Source organism: Paenibacillus sp. HB172176, from assembly GCF_011947265.1.
GTDB lineage: Bacteria > Bacillota > Bacilli > Paenibacillales > Paenibacillaceae > Pristimantibacillus.
In genome coordinates this window covers 67,861-86,622 of sequence record NZ_JAATHD010000008.1, presented here as the reverse complement: position 1 = coordinate 86,622, position 18,762 = coordinate 67,861, and the positions used below count along the sequence as shown (strand labels likewise).

General features: G+C 52.2%; 19 protein-coding genes, 1 pseudogene and 1 riboswitch. Of the genes and pseudogenes, 16 read left to right on the top strand and 4 right to left on the bottom strand.

Translation table 11 applies throughout. The annotated features are described in order from the left end of the window. Position 1 precedes the first annotated feature (1 nt). From kduD to HFP08_RS12850, 4 genes are all read left to right on the top strand, one after another. The gene (kduD, locus tag HFP08_RS12865) at positions 2-757 is read left to right on the top strand and encodes a 2-dehydro-3-deoxy-D-gluconate 5-dehydrogenase KduD (RefSeq protein ID WP_168121002.1); all 756 of its coding nucleotides are present in this window, start codon (positions 2-4) and stop codon (positions 755-757) included. 611 nt (positions 758-1,368) lie between these two features. Further along, positions 1,369-2,358, top strand: a complete 990-nt coding sequence (locus tag HFP08_RS12860) for an ABC transporter ATP-binding protein (RefSeq protein ID WP_240941348.1) — start codon at positions 1,369-1,371, stop codon at positions 2,356-2,358. Beyond that, positions 2,355-3,158 carry an ABC transporter permease gene (locus HFP08_RS12855; RefSeq protein WP_168121001.1) on the top strand — a complete coding sequence of 268 codons (804 nt, stop codon included), beginning with the start codon at positions 2,355-2,357 and terminating at the stop codon, positions 3,156-3,158. The genes HFP08_RS12860 and HFP08_RS12855 overlap by 4 nt, the downstream gene beginning before the upstream one ends. A gap of 9 nt (positions 3,159-3,167) precedes the next feature. Next, on the top strand, positions 3,168-3,950 hold the full coding sequence (locus HFP08_RS12850) for an ABC transporter permease (RefSeq protein WP_206109245.1): 783 nt from the start codon (positions 3,168-3,170) through the stop codon (positions 3,948-3,950). Between the two features lie 88 nt (positions 3,951-4,038). On the opposite strand, the gene HFP08_RS12845 is transcribed toward HFP08_RS12850, so the two are convergent. Then, complete coding sequence (locus HFP08_RS12845; RefSeq protein WP_168120999.1) at positions 4,039-4,488, bottom strand: hypothetical protein; 450 nt, start codon at positions 4,486-4,488, stop codon at positions 4,039-4,041. Positions 4,489-4,493: 5 nt separating this feature from the next. Next, positions 4,494-4,672, bottom strand: a riboswitch (cyclic di-AMP (ydaO/yuaA leader). Between the two features lie 62 nt (positions 4,673-4,734). Beyond that, entirely contained in the window at positions 4,735-5,589 is an 855-nt protein-coding gene (locus tag HFP08_RS12840; protein WP_168120998.1) for a (2Fe-2S)-binding protein, read from the bottom strand. A gap of 157 nt (positions 5,590-5,746) precedes the next feature. Between HFP08_RS12840 and HFP08_RS12835 the strand changes: the two genes are divergently transcribed. Both HFP08_RS12835 and HFP08_RS12830 read left to right on the top strand, forming a co-directional pair. Next, positions 5,747-6,619, top strand: a complete 873-nt coding sequence (locus tag HFP08_RS12835) for an ABC transporter ATP-binding protein (RefSeq protein ID WP_168120997.1) — start codon at positions 5,747-5,749, stop codon at positions 6,617-6,619. 132 nt (positions 6,620-6,751) lie between these two features. Beyond that, positions 6,752-7,711, top strand: coding sequence for an aldolase catalytic domain-containing protein (locus HFP08_RS12830; RefSeq protein WP_168120996.1), 960 nt, complete (start codon positions 6,752-6,754; stop codon positions 7,709-7,711). 933 nt (positions 7,712-8,644) lie between these two features. On the opposite strand, the gene HFP08_RS12825 is transcribed toward HFP08_RS12830, so the two are convergent. Both HFP08_RS12825 and HFP08_RS12820 read right to left on the bottom strand, forming a co-directional pair. Beyond that, positions 8,645-8,956 (bottom strand): hypothetical protein, encoded by a 312-nt coding sequence (locus HFP08_RS12825; protein ID WP_240941345.1) that lies wholly within the window; start codon positions 8,954-8,956, stop codon positions 8,645-8,647. A 36-nt stretch (positions 8,957-8,992) separates the two neighbouring features. Continuing rightward, a complete protein-coding gene (locus HFP08_RS12820; protein ID WP_168120995.1) occupies positions 8,993-10,372 on the bottom strand; it encodes a Glu/Leu/Phe/Val family dehydrogenase in 1,380 nt (459 codons plus the stop codon). A 298-nt stretch (positions 10,373-10,670) separates the two neighbouring features. Here HFP08_RS12820 and HFP08_RS12815 point away from each other — a divergent pair, with 298 nt between their 5' ends. The 10 genes and pseudogenes from HFP08_RS12815 (at position 10,671) to HFP08_RS12770 (ending at position 18,760) form a co-directional block, all read left to right on the top strand. Continuing rightward, the gene (locus HFP08_RS12815) at positions 10,671-11,963 is read left to right on the top strand and encodes a copper resistance D family protein (RefSeq protein ID WP_168120994.1); all 1,293 of its coding nucleotides are present in this window, start codon (positions 10,671-10,673) and stop codon (positions 11,961-11,963) included. A gap of 17 nt (positions 11,964-11,980) precedes the next feature. Next, entirely contained in the window at positions 11,981-12,832 is an 852-nt protein-coding gene (locus HFP08_RS12810) for a sensor histidine kinase (protein ID WP_168120993.1), read from the top strand. Positions 12,833-13,008: 176 nt separating this feature from the next. Further along, positions 13,009-13,452: an ATP-binding protein gene (locus tag HFP08_RS12805; RefSeq protein WP_168120992.1), complete on the top strand. Its 444-nt coding sequence runs from the start codon at positions 13,009-13,011 to the stop codon at positions 13,450-13,452. Positions 13,453-13,471: 19 nt separating this feature from the next. Continuing rightward, positions 13,472-13,816 carry an STAS domain-containing protein gene (locus tag HFP08_RS12800; RefSeq protein ID WP_168120991.1) on the top strand — a complete coding sequence of 115 codons (345 nt, stop codon included), beginning with the start codon at positions 13,472-13,474 and terminating at the stop codon, positions 13,814-13,816. A gap of 47 nt (positions 13,817-13,863) precedes the next feature. Next, a complete protein-coding gene (locus HFP08_RS12795; RefSeq protein WP_240941369.1) occupies positions 13,864-15,087 on the top strand; it encodes a PP2C family protein-serine/threonine phosphatase in 1,224 nt (407 codons plus the stop codon). Positions 15,088-15,445: 358 nt separating this feature from the next. Then, a complete protein-coding gene (locus HFP08_RS12790) occupies positions 15,446-17,155 on the top strand; it encodes a phage tail sheath family protein (protein WP_168120989.1) in 1,710 nt (569 codons plus the stop codon). 32 nt (positions 17,156-17,187) lie between these two features. Next, positions 17,188-17,622, top strand: coding sequence for a phage tail protein (locus tag HFP08_RS12785; RefSeq protein WP_168120988.1), 435 nt, complete (start codon positions 17,188-17,190; stop codon positions 17,620-17,622). Between the two features lie 96 nt (positions 17,623-17,718). Continuing rightward, complete coding sequence (locus tag HFP08_RS12780) at positions 17,719-18,099, top strand: phage tail assembly protein (RefSeq protein WP_168120987.1); 381 nt, start codon at positions 17,719-17,721, stop codon at positions 18,097-18,099. Between the two features lie 23 nt (positions 18,100-18,122). Beyond that, positions 18,123-18,290: pseudogene (locus HFP08_RS29595) on the top strand (DUF6760 family protein); the annotation flags it as partial. Positions 18,291-18,307: 17 nt separating this feature from the next. Then, positions 18,308-18,760, top strand: a complete 453-nt coding sequence (locus HFP08_RS12770) for a phage tail protein (protein ID WP_168121136.1) — start codon at positions 18,308-18,310, stop codon at positions 18,758-18,760. Positions 18,761-18,762: the final 2 nt, after the last annotated feature.

The following is an 18,762-nucleotide window of genomic DNA, read 5'->3' as shown; positions in this document are numbered from 1 at the left end:
GATGAGTTTATTCGATTTACAGGGCAAAACAGCGATTGTCACCGGCGCGGGACGCGGACTTGGCGAGGCGATCGCAATCGGTCTTGCTGAAGCTGGAGCTGATGTAGCTTTGGTAACGAATCGCACGCCGGCAGACAAGACAGCGGCTCGCATTAAGGAGCTTGGTCGTAAAGCGATTACGATTCAGGCCGACGTGAGCGATCGGGACAAGCTGCCGGGCATTATCGAGACGACGATCTCCGAGCTTGGCGGCATCGATATTCTGGTGAACAACGCGGGCATTATTCGCCGCAAGCCGGCTGCCGACCACAGCTACGAGGATTGGCAGGATGTAATCGATGTGAATCTTAACTCGGTGTTCGTGCTGTGCCAGCTTGCCGGCAGACATATGATTGAACGCGGCTCGGGCAAAATCATCAACATTGCTTCCATGCTGTCGTATCAAGGCGGCATCACGGTGCCGGGCTATACGTCCAGCAAGCATGCGGTTGCCGGGCTCACGAAGGCGCTCGCGAACGAATGGGCGTCGAAGGGCCTTCAGGTGAACGCAATCGCGCCGGGCTACATGAGCACGGACAACACGGAAGCTCTGCGCGACGATCCGGTTCGCAGCAAGTCGATTCTGGAGCGCATTCCGGCAGGACGCTGGGGCACCTCCGAGGATTTGATCGGCCCTGCCGTGTTCTTGGCATCCGGTGCATCCGATTACATGAACGGCCATATTCTCGCCGTAGACGGCGGTTGGCTCGTTCGCTAGATTTATGATGACATAGACTCAGCAAAATTGCCCCGACAAGCGCGCCTTGTCGGGGCTTTTTGAACCTAATAAAATTTCGAGATGATGCTGTTTCTCTTCCGGCTCGATTCCGCGTGGAACGGTTGATGGTGGATGTTCGACTAGGCGAGGAACAACGGACGACGGTGGATGCATGTACGGATAAACAGGAATAATTCCCTTACACCAGATCGATTTTTCTATATAAAACCGAATAAGCTGGAAAAGCTCCACGATAATACCCGTTGTACACAGAAATAGCGATGGATTCACCAAATATACGGGAGGATTTCCAGTATAATTGCAAAATGGTTTGTAGTTAAAGAAATATACTGGAGAAAATCCAGTACATTGCTTGAAAGGGTGGGGGCGCGAAAGGTGACCCAAAGCGGATTGGCAGCCTCCAGGAAATGTCCATTTGAGTAAGCGAGCACACGGACACTTAAGAAAGCTGCCGAAAAGGAAGAATGGTCCGATAAAGCAGGCTGCTGCTTTCCAAGGATGGCGTCGGGCGGTTCTTTTGAAAGTTTTGCTATACATTCTCGTTCAATTGCGCTATAGTATTCTTCCAAAACTTTCAGGAGGATTAACGAATGACCGACAGTATGATTCACGTGAACGGAATCAACAAAGCCTTTCTTGTGGCGCAGCGAACGGCAGGACTCAGGCAAGCGATGAAAGCGCTGTTCGTTCGGAAGCACACGCGAGTGGAGGCGCTGAAGGATATTTCCTTCTCCATCAAGCAAGGAGAAATTGTGGGCTATATCGGACCGAACGGCGCTGGCAAGTCGACCACGATCAAGGTAATGTGCGGCATTCTCGTGCCGGATGCCGGACAATGCTCCATTATGGGCTATACGCCTTGGAAGGAGCGAGCCGCGTATGTGAAGCATATCGGCGTCGTGTTCGGACAGCGCTCCCAGCTCTGGTGGGATGTGCCGGTTATCGATTCGATGGAGCTGCTGCGCGATATCTATGGCATATCGCAGGAGCTGTATCGGACCAATTTGGCGGAGCTCACGGACATGCTTGCGCTAGAGGAAATTCTTCAAACGCCGGTCAGGCAGCTCAGCCTGGGGCAGCGGATGCGCTGCGAGATCGCGGCTTCGCTGCTGCACAGTCCGAAGCTGCTCTTCCTTGATGAGCCTACGATAGGTCTCGACGCGATCAGTAAGCTGGCTGTCAGGCGCTTCATCAAGAGAATCAATAAGGAGCGGGGCGTTACGGTTATCCTGACGACGCATGATATGAGCGATATTGAAGCGCTGGCGGACCGCATTATTATGATCGGCAAGGGCGAGCTGCTCTACGATGGTTCGCTTGAAAAGCTGAGGGGGAGATTCGGATCGAGCCGCACGGTAACGGTCGATTATCGCGAGCATCAGGAGCCGATTGGCATCAAAGGCGCGACGCGACTGTCCTGGACGCCGGAACGCGCCGTCTACAGCTACGACATGGAGCATATCGTGCTCGCCGATGTGATCGCGCAGCTGTCGCAGTCCCTCGAGATTGTCGATATCGCGGTGGACGTGAAAGACATTGACGAGATTATCGCACAGCTCTACGAGGAGCATCGCATATGAGAGCTTACGCATCCGTCTGGCGTCTCCGATTCATTAACGGTATGCAATATCGTACCGCAGCGTTTGCCGGCATGGCGACGCAATTATTCTTCGGCTTTGTTTTTATCATGATTTTCTCCGCATTCTACGAAGGCCAAGGGGCGGACGCTCCCATCTCGCTGCAGGATCTTATCACCTATGTATGGCTTCAGCAAGTTTTCCTTTCCTTCATCATGCTTTGGTTTCGCGACAATGAGCTGTTCGCCATGATTGCCGGCGGCAACATCGCCTATGAATTATGCAGACCGATGCAGCTCTATCCGTTCTGGTTCGCCAAGCTTCTGGCACAGAGAGTGTCGAGCGCGGTGCTGCGCTGCTTTCCGATTCTGCTCGTCATCTTCCTCATGCCGGGACCCTACCGGATGAGCGCTCCCCCAAGCTTCTCTGCCTTTCTGCTTTTTGCGGTAGCTCTGATCCTGGGCTTGTTCATGGTCGTCGCCATCTCGATGCTCATCTATATTTCCGTCTTCTGGACGTTGAATCCGATAGGCTCCATTCTGATGGTGTCCGTAGCGGGCGAGTTTCTGGCGGGCATGGTTATCCCGGTGCCGCTTATGCCGAGTTGGCTTCAAAACATCGCATACGTGCTGCCGTTCAGATGGACGACCGATTTCCCGTTCCGGGTCTATTCCGGCAATATCGGGCAGGGCGAGGCGCTTTGGGGCGTCGGTATACAGTTGGCATGGATCGTTGCGCTGGCGGCGCTAGGCTTATGGCTGATGCGCAAAGCATTGCGGAACGTTATCGTGCAAGGAGGTTGAGCGCAGATGATCCGATTATATTTTCAATACATGAATATTCATTTCAAATCGCAGCTTCAGTATCGAACCTCGTTCGCGCTGCTCAGCATCGGGCAGTTCTTCATTCCGTTCATGGTGTTCGGAGGGTTGTATTTCATGTTCCAGCGCTTCGGCCAGCTTCAGGAATGGAGCTTCTTCGAGGTGGCGCTCTGTTATGCTGTCATTCACCTCTCCTTCTCGCTCAGCGAATGCTTCGCGCGCGGTTTTGACGCCTTCTCCAGTCTGGCCGCCAGCGGAGATTTCGACCGGCTTCTCGTTCGTCCCCGCAGCACGGTGCTGCAGGTGCTGGGATCGAAATTCGAATTCACGAGAATCGGAAGATTGCTGCAATCCCTGCTTGTTTTGGCCTGGTCCCTGTCGCATTTGCCTCAGGTGTGGAGCCTGACGAAGCTTCTCATCCTTGTCTTTATGGTGTTTAACGGCGTCATGATCTTCACCGGCATCTTCATCCTGGCGGCGACCTTCTGCTTCTGGACGATTCAGGCGATCGAAGTGGCGAATATTTTCACCGACGGAGGCAGGGAAATGGCGCAATATCCGCTTACGATATACAGCAAATGGGTAACTCGCTTTTTCACCTTTGTCATCCCGTTCGGCGTTGTTTCGTATTTGCCCATGCTGTATCTGCTGGGGAAGAAGGAGGGAGGTCTGATGCTTCCCATGCTCATCCCGTTCGGCGGCAGCATGTTTCTGTTGTTTTGTCTCCTTGTGTGGCAATTCGGCGTGAAGCATTACCGTTCGACCGGCTCATAGCTGGGAGCATGCGAGAGGATCGCATAGCACAAATAAGCCCGAAAGCTTCCGTACAGAAGATTTCGGGCTTATTGTCCTGAAAACAGGATTAGTCTAACGATAGATACGCCTTTGCGCGTTGTTGAAGGACTGATTCCTCTATGTTGCCGGAATTCGTTGTGATGGTGCTGATGGCAGCCTCTTTAAACCTGAGCTGATCAAGAGCGGCTACGAACATCTCGAGGGCACGGTTATCGAGTTGATCTGCACATCCGGTAATGCGTTCCGTTAATCGATCTGTGAGGGAGGAGAGCGGGAACCTTCCAACAAAGGATTGAAGCGGGGCACGCCATGCTTCGAGATCAAAGCTTGAATCATTTTCACACACAAACTGTTCATTCCACCCGATGCCAAAATCAGTTGTGAGACGAAGGCATACACGGTATCCGTTCGCGTCTATGGCCAATGCGGGGATGACGAACACTTCAATGCGCGTAATCGCTAGATGCCCGGGACCGTCCGACGGAAATTGAGAATCGTTAAGCGTTACCGATAACAAAGGCACATCTCTCCTTTATCCGCTTACGAGGTTAGCTGTCGGATTCGGGCTAGAGAGTAGACCCTACCGGGGGCACAAATCCCCGGATTCACCCCTCGCGAATAAAGGAGCGCATAGCTTGCTCGCATTGTTCGCCGTGGTTCCCCCGCTTTTCAAAGAACTGAAAATTCAGCGTTGTTGTTTACATAATATTTTAACTTTAAAATGTCTATTTGTAAATCCAAACTTCATGAAGCCTTCCCGGATTCAGGAGGACCCCGTCTTCATTTGATTCCATTGCTCAAGTCTTTCTTGCTCGGTCAGCCTGGGACAATTATAGCATTTCTTGCCATTCTCGCGTTTATCATACAAGCAGCAAGAGGATCTGATCATCATCTTTTTGCCTTCCTGATAAGGGTTTTCAATGTATTTCGGCTTATGCACGAAAGGATTCCGCCTTAATCCGAACCATTCGGGAGCAAGTCCGGACAGCAGCGTGTCCTCCCGCTCAAAGTTTCCAAGGATCTCCTCCCTCTCTTCGTTCTCATGGATATAATCGCGAAGCTGGCTTTGGCGGCCGGCGAATTGATTCCAGATCAACTGGGGCTTCACACCGGCAAAGGCGGCGATTCTGCCGACAAGCGGCACAACGGTCAAGGTGAAGAAATTTCGCCAAGCTTCCTCCAGAAAGGCTTCGCGGAAATTGCCGTCAGGCACGCTGTCGAACTTCAAGCGGCGGATTCTGTAGCCGGGTGTAACATAGGTTTCATGCGGCTGAAGCTGAAATTCGAGATTGTCGACGGTCAAATCCACCCACATGCTGTATTGCGCCAATACGATGAGCTGCGACGCGGCCAGGCCGTACAGGGAAAGTCCGAGCACCGATGCAGGAAGCTCCTTGGAGGTCGCGCGCAGAACGGTTCCGGATTGCTCGAAGACGACATTCAAAGCGTCTGCCTTCAATAGCTCGCGGGCGGGCAAGGTCATCGACGGCTGCTCCAAGCCTGCGGGAGAAACATTAAAGTAAGCTCGCAAAAGGGAGAAGTCAATTTCAAGCTTGAGATCCCCGCAGGTGTTCGCGTTCATTTCATTCACTCCGTCCAGTACAATAATGATAACCATTATCATTCATTCTCTTTAGAATAAGAGAAAATGAGTTTGCTGTCAATGAAGAGGGCGGCGAATGCTGCGAAAGAGGTTGACAATTACAGTGATAACCATTATCATTGAAAATAGTGAAAGTGAGAATCGTTATCATGAAAGGCAAGGAGATGACAGCATGTCTCGGTTATTCGCAGAAAGCTTGACGATTGCATACGGAGATAAGATCATTGTGAACGGAATGGATCTGCGAATTCCTTCCGGAGAGATTACGGCTTTGGTCGGAGCGAACGGTTCGGGGAAATCCACGATATTGAAGACGATGGCCAGAATCGTGAAGCCTTCGAGGGGCGCTGTATTCCTCGACGGGAAGTCGATACATAAGATGGCTACGAAGGAGGTAGCCAAGCAGCTTGCGATACTGCCGCAGAATCCGGTCTCTCCCGAGGGGCTGACCGTAAGCGAACTGGTGTCTTACGGCCGATTCCCGCATCAGAGCGGGCTTGGCTCCCTGCAAGCGCAGGACAAAGAAATGATTGCCTGGGCGATCGACGTTACCGGCATGACCGAGCTCGCCGATCGGCCGATCGAGCAGATGTCGGGCGGACAGCGGCAACGGGCCTGGATCGCCATGGCGCTCGCGCAAGGAACGGATATCCTGTTCCTGGATGAGCCTACGACCTTTCTCGATATGGCCCATCAGCTCGAGGTGCTGAATTTGCTGGAACGGCTCCATCGCGACGAGAAACGGACGATCGTCATGGTGGTGCATGATCTGAATCATGCCACCCAATTCGCTCATCATATCGTGGCGATCAAATCGGGCAACGTGCTCTATGAAGGAAGCGCCGAAGAGGTCGTAACCAGCGAAATGCTGCGCGACGTATTCGCGATTGAAGCGGATGTTATTCCGAATCCAAGAACGGGCAAGCCGCTATGCTTGCCGCATGGATTGACAGGAGAGGCTCCCGCTCCAGCCGTCGTCAAGATGGAGGAAGCAAGACCGGCGATTAAGAAGGAACAGGAAAAGGTGCTGGCGGAGACCGTATAATGACGATACGCAAGCTTGGGGTTGCAACCAGAGAGAGGCGGACGTGCCTCTCTTTTTGTTTGCGCTCGGGCAGTATTTCAAGTATGATGATAGTTAAAAATGAACTGTGGTTCAGATCAAAGGAGCAATAACATGCATTCGAAAACAAGTCATTGCAAGATTGTCGACTGTACGGTACGGGATGGCGGACTCGTGAACAACTGGGATTTCAGCATTGAGTTCGTGCAGCACCTTTATAATAGTCTTAACGAGGCCGGCGTGGATTATATGGAAATCGGCTACAAGAACTCACCCAAGCTGCTGAAAGGCGCGGAGGATGCGGGGCCTTGGCGTTTCCTGAACGACGATTTCCTTCGGAAGGTCATTCCGAACAAGGGCAATACGAAGCTGTCCGCGCTTGTCGATATCGGACGTGTCGACGAAGCGGATATTCTGCCCCGCAGCGAGAGCTTGCTGGATCTGATTCGTGTGGCCTGTTATATTCAGGATGTGGACAAGGCTTTGGAGCTTGTGCAATTATTCCATGATCGCGGTTATGAAACGACGTTGAACATTATGGCATTATCGAATGTGATGGAGAATCAGCTGATTGAAGCTTTCCAACAAATTAACGAAAGCGTCGTCGACGTGGTGTACATCGTGGATTCCTACGGCAGCCTGAAGCCGGATGATGTCAGCTATCTCGTGGACAAGTTCCAGCAGCATCTGCCGAACAAGCGCCTTGGCGTGCATGCGCACAACAATCTTCAACTGGCCTTCGCCAATACGCTGCTTGCGGCCGGCAAGGGAGTCGAATTGCTTGACGCATCCGTGTACGGCATGGGCCGCGCGGCGGGCAATTGCAATACCGAGCTGCTCGTCACGGAGCTGAAGCAGGCGAAATACAATGTTCGTCCCGTGCTCGACATGATCGAGAAGCATATGATTCCTCTTCGCGAGCAGGAAGAGTGGGGCTATATTATTCCTTACATGATTACAGGCATTCTCGACGAGCATCCGCGTTCGGCCATGGCGCTTCGCGGAACGGAAGACAAGGACAAAGCGGTTGAATTCTACGACCGTTTGACGACTCCCGAGGTCTCGAAAGCTTAAGGAAGAACAGAAGATATACTTATATGAACAGAGGGAGCCCTGCAACGTTTTCGAAACGTCGCAGGGCTCTTTCTTACCACAATAGAAATTATAAGTTTTCGAGCATTCGAAAACGGAAATCATATTTGGCAATAAATCCTCATGCTTACGAAGCTGCTTTGCTCCGCAAAGCTTTAGGTCGCTCATCTCTGAAAGGCCTCGAGAGAGGATTTCTCATAATTATAGAATTTATAAGATTTCGGGTCATAGGAAATGACAAATAAAATCGTAATGTGCGTACGAGGCTGCTTTGAACTGCAAAGCTTTAGGTCGCCGACTCTGAAAGGCCGAAAGTATGGGGTTTGGGAGTAATTCCTGCAACTGTAACGGACTTTTTCGACCCTTAGAAGCTCTTTTTAGCCAGCGCAGATTTTTAACGGACATTTTCGCCTCTTAGCGGGTTAATCCCGTTGTTTTTTCGCTCGTTTGGTTGGCTAAGAGGACAAAAAGTCCGTTAGAGCAAGCGAGTGTGGAAAACGGCGTCTAAGAGGACAAAAAGTCCGTTAGAACAGGTCGCTGCTTTCAAAGGACGCCATCAGGCGTTTTTCTTATAATAATTTATAAAATTTCGGGTAGGGGTCTTCCGTCTGGAGCTGATTACGAACGTTTCAACAAGATCCCAGGCAGTAATCCGAACTGAAGCGTTGATGACCAGCGTTGCAGTCCCATGCCGAACTGTTTTCCGCTCTCCAGCGTCGGTGCAGCGTTGCAGTCCCATGCCGAACTGTTTTCCGCTCTCCAGCGTCGGTGCAGCGTTGCAGTCCTATCTCGAACTGTTTTTCGCTCTCCAGCACCGGTGACCAGTGTTACAGCTTCTCATAAAGCACGGTACCGCGCATTCGAGCTGATTACCTTTGAGTAGGACACCGTCAGGCGTTTTTCTTGTCGTTTCCCCTACAGGCGAATCAGCTCGCCGTCTCCCCGAATGGCGGCTGCCTGATGCGGTTCATTCGCGTGGAAATAGCCCTTGCCTCGAAGGCTGCTGCCGCTTGCAAGCACAGCGGTGACGACCACCTCGATATCCTCTCTCAAGCTGAACGACCGAAGCAGCTCGCTCTCCGCGACTCCGTCGATTTCGATATACCAGAGTTTGTCGCCGTAATCGGTCACGATGACAAGCTCCGCCTTCTGAAAGCTTATAGGGGCAAAGTCATAGGAGCCATACGTGATTTCCAACGCTTTTAAAGGGATACTCTCCATTTCCATCCTTGCTTCTCCTCCGTGTGTTCAACCTGATGGGAATTAGTACAGCTTTCCTTGCCGATACAGAGATGCGGAAAGCTTCCTTACAGCATGCACGTAGCAATTCTGTCTGAGCGGCAGCGGATCTGCGAAATAAGCCGGCAGAATGCTAACCATCGTTTTTTGCATTTTGGCAAACAATTGCTTGTATACCTCATCTTCCATATAGAAGATCGTCTCGCGATCCTGAAGCCATTCGAAATAGGATACGATTACGCCGCCTGCGTTCGCGAGAATATCCGGGATGATGACGACGCCCTTCTTCGAAAGCAGCTGATCCGCCTCGCCTGTGATCGGGGCATTCGCGCCTTCCACAATAATTCTTGCCTTGACCTGATCCGCATTATCCTTATGCAGTTGATCCTCCAGCGCGGCAAGAATAAGTACATCAACGTCCATCGTAAGCACTTCTTCGCGGCTCTTGATGACGGCGCTGATGCCAAGCGCCTGCAGCTGCTCGTCAGTCGTCGGCAGATCTCCCCGATGAGAGCTGATATAGTCGATGAGCGAAGGAATATCGAGCCCCTCTTCGCTGTACAAGGTGACATTCCGATCGCTGACGGCGACGACTTTATTATGTAGGAACGAGCATTTGTAGGCTTCGAGCGCAGCGACGGAGCCAACATTGCCGAAGCCCTGCACTGCGATGGTCAGATGTTTGTCCATATGGTCAAGCGCGGTGTGGGCGAACACATTGTCACCGCTGGAGAGCCAGCTCTGGTTATCCTTGATGAAGTCGTGAAGCAGATAACGAAAGGTGAAGTATACGCCTTTGCCCGTCGCTTCTCTTCTTCCGAGCGAGCCGCCGCTGACGACGCTCTTGCCTGTGAAGCTTCCCAAATAAGGCTTGCCCGGATGAATGCTCTTATATTCGGCCATCATCCAATCCATTTCGCGCTCGCTCGTGCCGACGTCTGGCGCGGGAATATCCTTGTCCGGTCCGAGCACATCGGTGAAATATTGCACATATTTCTTGCAGATTTGGTAGAGATCCTTCTCGGGATAGCTGCGAGGATTAAGGACGACGCCGCCCTTTCCTCCGCCGAACGGCACATCATGCAGCGCGTTCTTCAAGGTCATGAGCGCCGCAAGGTTGATTACCTCGTCTTCATTCACGGATTCATGGAATCGAATGCCGCCTTTGTAGGGCCCTAATGTGTCATTATGCTGAACGCGAAAGGCAGGAATGCGAAGCACCTTGCCGTCGCAGAGAGCTACGCGAAGAAACGCTTTATTAATTTTGTTCGGAGTTGAAAGAATTGCGGCTAGCGACTGGAATACTTGCTTCCGCTGCTCCTCTTGCACCTGCGGCAGAAAGGATGGTTCCTCCATTAACGTATCCAATGATTGTTGTACAATGTCACCTGTCTGGCTTGCCATTCGTGTACATCCTCCTTCAGAACAAATTTCATGAAGCTTCCTGTCATTGTAACATAACAAACCGATTGAATTGAAATAGGGCGAGCCGCGCATGCTTCGGCTTTATTATGTTATGATGGTGAACAGAATAAGACCGCCGATACTAGCGGAACGGTTGCGCAAAGGAAGTGGGAAAGAGTTGCTGGGTAGAAGGGACAGGAAGCGTTCATTATCATTAGGACTTGCAATGCTGTTGGGAATCATTGTATTAATCGGCTGCGTCCCATTTTCGCATATACATGCGGAAGCCGCGTCCACTATGCAGGGAATGGAGGGGATGTCCGGCAGTGGAGCGCTGTCAGGCATGGAAGGCATGGAGGATATGCCGGATATGCCCGGTATGGAGCATGAGGGCATGGAAAGCGGCCTTTCCGCGGAAGAATTTCTGCGCTATGCGGTTAGAATCGTCTATTATTTCATGCTGCTCGCGGCTTCGGGGCTGTTTCTGCATGCCAATTTGACCTTCATCAATCGTTCTGCCGTACAACAGGAGATGCTGAACAAATGGCAGCTTTACGCGATAAGAGGGTTTATGCTGACAGCAATCGCGCATGTTTTCCTGCAGATAAACGATTTGGTTACCGAGCTCGGCGGCGGAGCGGAGCAGTGGAGTTCCGTTCTGACAGAAACGACCTCGGGCCGTTCGTGGGCGGCCGTGCTGATTTTGTCGCTGGCGGGTTTTCTTGTGTTAAAGCTGCCAAGCGCTGCAAAGCTGTTATGGTCTCTGCTGCTGCTCGGGGCGGAGAGCTTCAATGGACATCCCGCTGCGGCGAATGAGCGAACCTATGCGATTGCCGCCGACTTCATCCACCTGATCTGCGCTTCGGTATGGACGGCAGGCATTGTACTGCTCTTGCTGCTGTGGTTCAAGGATCGCAAAGAAACAGGCAGATTTGCCGAACGGTTCGCTTCAATCGTTTGGCTTTCGCTGCTCGTATTGATTGTCAGCGGGAGCTTCATGACATGGGCGATCCTGCCGTCTTGGAGATATCTGTTCCATACCGCATGGGGCGGCTTTCTGATTGCGAAATCCGCCTTCGTGCTCGTCATCGTTGTCGTCGGCTTCCTGCTTCGCCTCAGAGTGAAACGGCGCGAGCTGCCGAAGGGAAGTCTGCTGAAGCTGGACGGCGTTCTTCTCGCCGCTGTGCTGATTGCGGCAGGCGTATTCACGACCTTGAGCCCTGAGCCGTACAGCGAGCCGTTCAAGTATCATCAAATGGGCGAGAAGCTGCATTATACCTTGTCTGTGGAACCGAATGCCATAGGTCCCAATACCGTTACCTTCACCGTATGGCTTCCCGAAGCGTCAGGCGAGCCTCAATCGGTCGAGCTTCTGCTGCAAGAACAGGGAAAGACCGGCAAGCAGTCCGTTCAGGTCGAATTGAAGAAGCTGGATTTGGAGGCGGAATTCGCCTTTCCCGGCTTTACGGAAACGAACTATCGGGCAACGGGAGTGGATTTGGATTCCGTCGGAGATTGGCTGGCGGAAATTGTGATTACGACAAAAGACGGCGAGTCGATCGCCAGAGAGGTTCCGTTCGATAATCGGTAATTAAGGTGTGAGTCGAGATGTCTTACAAATGGCTGAAATGGTTTATTCTATGGATTCCTACCATTGTGATTGGCGTGTGGGAATATGTTCGACATGTCTTTCTTCTTCCTTATATCTCGATGAAGCTGGGCAACTACCTGGCTCCCGTATTTGTGTTTCTCGTTACGCTGACCTTGCTTAGAGCTTTGTTCGCGAGGCTGGAGCATATGCAGGAATCGTTGAACAGGCAGAGGGTGCTGAAAGCCGCCTTCGAGGAGCGTGAGCAGCTGGCCAGAGAGCTTCATGACGGAATTTCGCAATCGTTGTTCATGCTGTCGGTGAAGCTGGACAAGCTCGGCCGTGCGAAGAACGAGACGGATGCGTCTGAAACATTGGAAGTGATTCGCAAAACCGTACGGCATGTGAACGATGATGTGAGGCAATCGATCGCCAATTTGCATACGGCTCCACAGCCGACGAACTCGGCTTGGCTGCAGAGCATTCACCGTTGGACGGAGGAGCTGGAGCATAGCGGAGGCATTATTGCCGAAGTGAATTGGCAATTGCCGGATGCTATGTTCACTTCGAAGGAGAAGATTGAACTGCTCGCCATTATGCAGGAGGCGCTTATGAACGTGCAGAAGCATGCGGAAGCGAGTCATGTCCGGATTGAGGCCAGGTTTGTCGATGAGGAGCAAACGCTTTTCGAGTGCAGCATCGAAGACGACGGCATCGGCATAACTGACGAGAGAAAGCGGAAGAAGGGAGCCTACGGCCTGAAAATGATGGAGGAAAGGGCGCAGGAGCGAGGCTGGAGGGTTGGTGTCGATCGAGCAGAGAAGCAAGGAACGCTGGTTCGAATTTCCGGCAAAGTTTTTGATACAGATTAGGGCGGAGTATTCAGACACGCCCTCATAAGGCGGAGCGGGCAACTGTGGAATTTCGACAAAAGCGGCATTTTTTCGACCTCCTCGGCAGGATAAGTCGTCTCCATGTAGAAATTCTTGTTGTAAGAAGGGAAAATGCTTGAAGCCGCGGAATGTCGGATGAATGGAGGGGGCTGTGAATGTCGAACGAGAAGCGAGTTGAGATCGATAGATTGATTAAGCTTGATAACCGTTTGGATGCTCTTCAACAATTGAATGAACAGTTGGAAGAGATAGGCGCATCGGCAGGCTGGTCCGAACGATCCATTCTGGATTTGTCGCTCGCTTGCGAAGAAATCGTAGTGAATATTATCAATTACGGCTTTCCCGGAGGAGGCGAGCATGAAATCGAGATCGGAGTCCAGGCTTCGCCGGAGAGCGTGCGAATCAGCATTCGAGACGACGGGGTTCCCTTTAATCCGCTGCAGGAGGCGGATCCGCTTTCCCAGCTTGATATGGATGTGGACGAACGTCCGATCGGCGGATTGGGCATTTTTTTCGTGAAACGGTTAATGGATGCCGTCAGCTATGAATACGACGACGGCAAGAACTGCATCTTGATGAGCAAGAATCAGATTGGCTAAATGACAGGGGGATGCGAGAATGAATTTGGAAGCGCATGAATGGAAAGGCGTTACGGTATTTCCGCTGGAAGGCAGATTGGACGGCAACAACGCGACGACCGCGGAGCAGGCATTCCTGCAACTGCTGGCAGAGGGAAAGCAGCAGTTCATCTTCGACTTCAGCGAATTGCAATACATAAGCAGCGCGGGTCTGCGCGTTGTGCTGGTGGCGGCGAAGAAGCTCAGAGCGAGCAAGGGCCGCATGGTGTGCGCGTGTCTGGGCGAGCAGGTCTACGATGTATTCGAGATGTCGGGCTTCACGAATATACTGGAGATGGCCGCTACGAAGGAAGAAGCGCTGGAAAAACTGGGAGCAGCCCATTGAATGTTCGCGCAGATTAAGTTGGAAAGGCGGTTCTGCTCTTGAATGAAATGTATATCGTCCTTGCTGTCGCAGGACTGGGGGCGGCGGCCTATATGGCGTATCGAAACCGCAAATTGACCGAAAGGCTCGAACGCGCGGATAAGCTGTTCCGGCTCAGCAACGAGGTTCATGCCGTCCGAAGCGAAGAGGAGCTTCTGCGGAAGGCGGAGCAAGCGGCGAAGCAGCTCGTGCGTTCGGATCAGGTTATGCTCTCCTTCGTGCCGGGAGAAATTGCGGCATCCAGCGAGCTTTCGGCGGACGGCATGCCGGGCGCGGCGACTGTCGACGGACGAAGCGTAATCATGCAAATGAAGGCGCGAGGCCGCGAGCTGGGACTCTTGCAAGCCGTCAATACCAATACTCATTCCTCCTTCCGTAAGGAGGATGTCGAGTTGCTTCACAGCTTCACTGCTCCTGTGGCGCTTGCTCTCGACAACGCTCGTATGTATGAGTCCCTGGAGCAATCCGTCCACGAGCTTCAATCAGCTACCGCGATGAAGGAGAGACTCGAGAGCGAGCTGCAGATTGCGGGGAGCATTCAGCTCAGCTTTCTGCCGACGACGATGCCCTCGGCAAACGAGCCGTTCGATGTGTGCGCTTTGCTGAAGTCGGCGAAGGAAGTGGGCGGAGATTTCTATAATTTCTACAAAATCGATGAAGAGCATTTGTTCTTCACGCTTGGCGATGTATCCGACAAAGGCATACCGGCGGCGCTGTTCATGGCGATGACGCTTTCGCTTCTCAAAGGAAACATGAACGCGAAGCTTACGCCGGGAGAACTGCTGGAGAACGTCAATGACGAGCTGTGCAACAATAACGCGCAATTGTTCGCGACGATCGTATGCGGCGTACTCAATATCGCGACTGGCGAGGTGACTCTGAGCGACGGCGGCCATTGCACGCCTTTTATCGTGAAGGCGAACGGCGCCGTGCTCCCGGTCAAGTTAACGAAGGGCATACCGCTTGGCGCGTTTCCGGAATTCACCTATACGAACGAAACCGTTTTGCTTGAGCAAGGTGATCGCTTCGTGCTTTATACGGACGGCATAACCGAGGCGGAGAATGCCCAGCAGGAGCAATATTCTGTTGATCGATTGGAGCGTTTTCTGGGACTTGCCTCCCAATATTCCAGCGCGGAGATCATCGACGCGCTTCTCATGGATGTGTTCATGTTCGCCGACGGCGCTCCGCAATCCGACGACATCGCGGTTCTATGCCTGATGCGAAGATAGCGGCAGCGGCTAACCCCTTCGGAAAATCGTTTTCGCAGCAGACAACGCGGTGAAAAGTCCGGTTTTCGACATAATGTTTGATAGAATCAAAAAAAATGACAAAAACAGATAGAATATTCTAGTCAGAGAGACGCAGAACAGCTATACTATTTATAGGTTCTGCCTCTTTTTTTTTTGCAAGAAAATGAGATTTATGAGTTTATGGTCCCGCATCAAGAATCTATTACATACGGAATTGGCGTTTCACCGCGGCAGAGCTGACCGTTCATGCTGCGCATAGCAATGGTTTTGGGGTTGAGAGAGGACTTCCTCTCTGCTGTCACCTAATACATATATTGTTCCAGAGAGGAGATCACACATGGCTGAGTATTTATCGCCTGGCGTCTATGTCGAGGAATTCGAGAGCGGCGCCAAACCGCTTGACGGAGTCAGCACAAGCACTGCAGGTTTTATCGGTCTCGCTGCCCGTGGACCTGCTGCCGGCTTGCCGCAACTTATTACGGGTCCCGCAGATTTCGGAAGAATTTACGGGTCCTACCTTTCCGAGAATGCTTTCGGTCCGTATCGCTATTTGGCTTACGCGGTTAATCAATTTTTCTTAAACGGAGGTTCCCGCTGCTATGTCATGCGCGTTGCTCCTTCCGACGCAAAAGCGGCTGCAAGCGGAGAACAGCAATCCGTGCTGTCCGTTACAGCCAAAAATCCCGGAGCATGGGGCAATCAAATCAAGATTGCGTTGCTGCCGGCGAGCAAAGCGAAAACGCCGATTCTTGAAGCATTGGACGGCAACCGTTATCGCGTGAAGAACGCATCCGGCTTCTATCCGGGCGATGTCGTTGTGTTCCAGAATGGTTCCGAGGAACAAGTGAATGCTGTTGTTGCGGTTAATGACGGGGTAATCGAGCTTGCCGAAGCGCTGAGCGGCGATGTCGTGGATACCGCTCTTGTTCCAACGAAGACGCTGCAAACGAGCGAATTCACCTTGCAAGTCATTAACGGCACGGAAGCGGAAACCTACGAGAAGGCTTCGCTTAATCCGGAAGCGCCTAACTATATCGAGAAGCTTACGGGCCGTTCGGGTCTGATCGATCTGACTGTCGTCGGCGCTCAAGAAGCCGGTCAAACGCCGTTCCTGCAAATCGCTGGAGAGGAAGCAAAGGCATTCGAATTCGGCTTGTCCGGCGGAAGCGACGGATCGGCGGAGAGCATCTCTCCTGCGGATTTCATCGGCGAAGATTTGGGTCCAGGCCGCAGAACGGGCATTCAAGCGTTTATCGACAACGATGTTGTCAGCATTATGGCCATTCCGGGCGTGACCGATCCGAACGTGCAGTTATCACTGGTTGCGCATTGCGAGAACTTGGGAAGCCGCTTTGCGATTCTGGATCTTCCTCGAGAAGCGACGAAGGTGCAGGACGTGCTTGCTCATCGCGATTTGTTCGATTCGAGCTATTGCGCGCTTTACAATCCATGGCTTCAAGTATTCGACCCGCTCGACAAGCGCAACATCTTCATTCCGCCATCCGGTTCGATTGCGGGCGTATATTCGCGCTCGGATAATACGCGCGGCGTGGAGAAGGCGCCTGCAAACGAGACGCTTCGCGGCGTAGTCGGACTTGACGTGCAATACAACAACGGCGAGCAAGACATTTTGAACCCTGCCGGAGTCAACCTGATTCGTTCGTTCACGGGACAAGGCATTCGCGTATGGGGCGCTCGCACTTGCTCCTCCAACACGCTGTGGAAATATATTAACGTAAGACGGCTGTTCATCTTCCTGGAAGGCTCGATTCTGAACGGATCCAGTTGGGTTGTTTTCGAACCGAATACCGAGCAGCTGTGGGCGCGCGTTCAACGGACGATCGACGCGTTCCTGACTCGTGTATGGCGCGACGGAGCATTGGCCGGATCCAGCGCATCGGAAGCCTTCTATGTCGAGATCGGACGTTCGACGATGACGCAAGACGATATCGACAATGGCAGATTGATTTGCGTAATCGGCGTTGCGCCGGTGAAGCCTGCTGAATTTGTCGTGTTCCGCATTACACAGAAGACCGGCTCGGAATAGACCCGGATAACGAATAACGGAAGGGGATACCCATGACAGGCGATCGTATTGATCCATATCGTAATTTTAGATTTCGCGTTGAGGTTGAGGGTCTCGAGCAAGCTGGATTTAGCGAAGTTTCCGGCTTTGAAGCTACGTTCGATGTGATTGAATATCGCGAGGGAGACGAATTGATTACGCCTCGCAAGCTTCCAGGATTGGTGAAGTACGGCAATATTACGTTGAAATGGGGCACGACGGAGTCCATGGAGCTGTACGAATGGCTGCAGGAATGCGTTGAAGGAACCATTGAGCGCAAGACGATTACCATCATCGCTCTTGACGAAGAAGGCTCCGATGTCGCGACTTGGCAAGTCATTGAATCCTGGCCGGTCAAATACTCCGCTCCGACCTTCAACGGCGTCGGCACAGAGGTTGCACTGGAATTTATCGAATTTGCTCATGAAGGATTGACAAGAACGCAATAATAAGCCGCGCGAGCGGGCCCGTCCGCATACCTGAGTCAGAGTAGAAGGACGGGCCTATGCTTATGTGGCGCGCATGAGAAACGAGGAGATGAAGCTATGGCGTTCCAGACAGAATATGAATTTGAATTACCGCGGGGCTACGTGGATGACCATGGCAATCTTCATCGCCGGGGAACGATGAGGCTCGCGACCGCCGCAGATGAGATTTTGCCGATGAAGGATCCTCGCGTTCAATCGAATCCAAGCTATCTGACCATTATATTAATGGCGCGGGTTGTGACCAAGCTTGGCGATTTGAAGCATATCGATACGAGATTGATAGAGAAGCTGTTCACTGCGGATCTTGCCTACTTGCAAAATTTGTATCGACAAGTTAATGATCTGGAAGCTCCTTCGGTGCTGGCAACCTGTCCGAAATGCGATCATGAGCATGAGGTCGCGATCGATTTTTTGTCCTTAACGGAAGCCCTCTCCTAGCCTATCCGGTCGATCGGCTATACGAGGAGGTCGGCTTCGTCGCTTATTACTTCCATTGGCCTCATGACGATATTATGAATATGGAGCATAGCGAACGCCGCCGTTGGTGCGAGGAGATCTCGAAGATTAATCGCAAGATGAACGATGACAATGAGAAACCGAATGTGTTCGATGTGTTCGGGAAGAGGTGACTTAAGGCTTGGCTGCCATGAAAAGTCAGGATAGAAGCAAATACAATGATGTCGCCAGCGCCTATCATTTCTGGGTGGAGCTGGACGGAATATTGGTTGCGGGCTTCTCTGAAGTGTCGGGATTGGAAGCGGAGACCGAATTTGACGAATATCGGGAAGGCGGAGTGAACGGTTATGTTCACAAGCTGCCCAAAGGCGTGAAATTCCCCAATCTTGTGCTGAAACGAGGGTTGACCAAATCGCCGGCTTTATGGAATTGGTACGAGAGCTCGATAGACGGCAAGCTGACCCGAAAATCGGGAGCCATCGTGCTGCAGAATCCAGATGGAACGGAGTTTGGGCGTTGGAATTTTTATGACGCGTATCCAGTGAAGTGGTCCGGACCGCAGCTCAATGCCGCGACTAGCGATGTCGCGTTCGAATCGGTGGAAATTGCCCATTCCGGGCTGTATGGAAGCTTTAGCTCATAGAT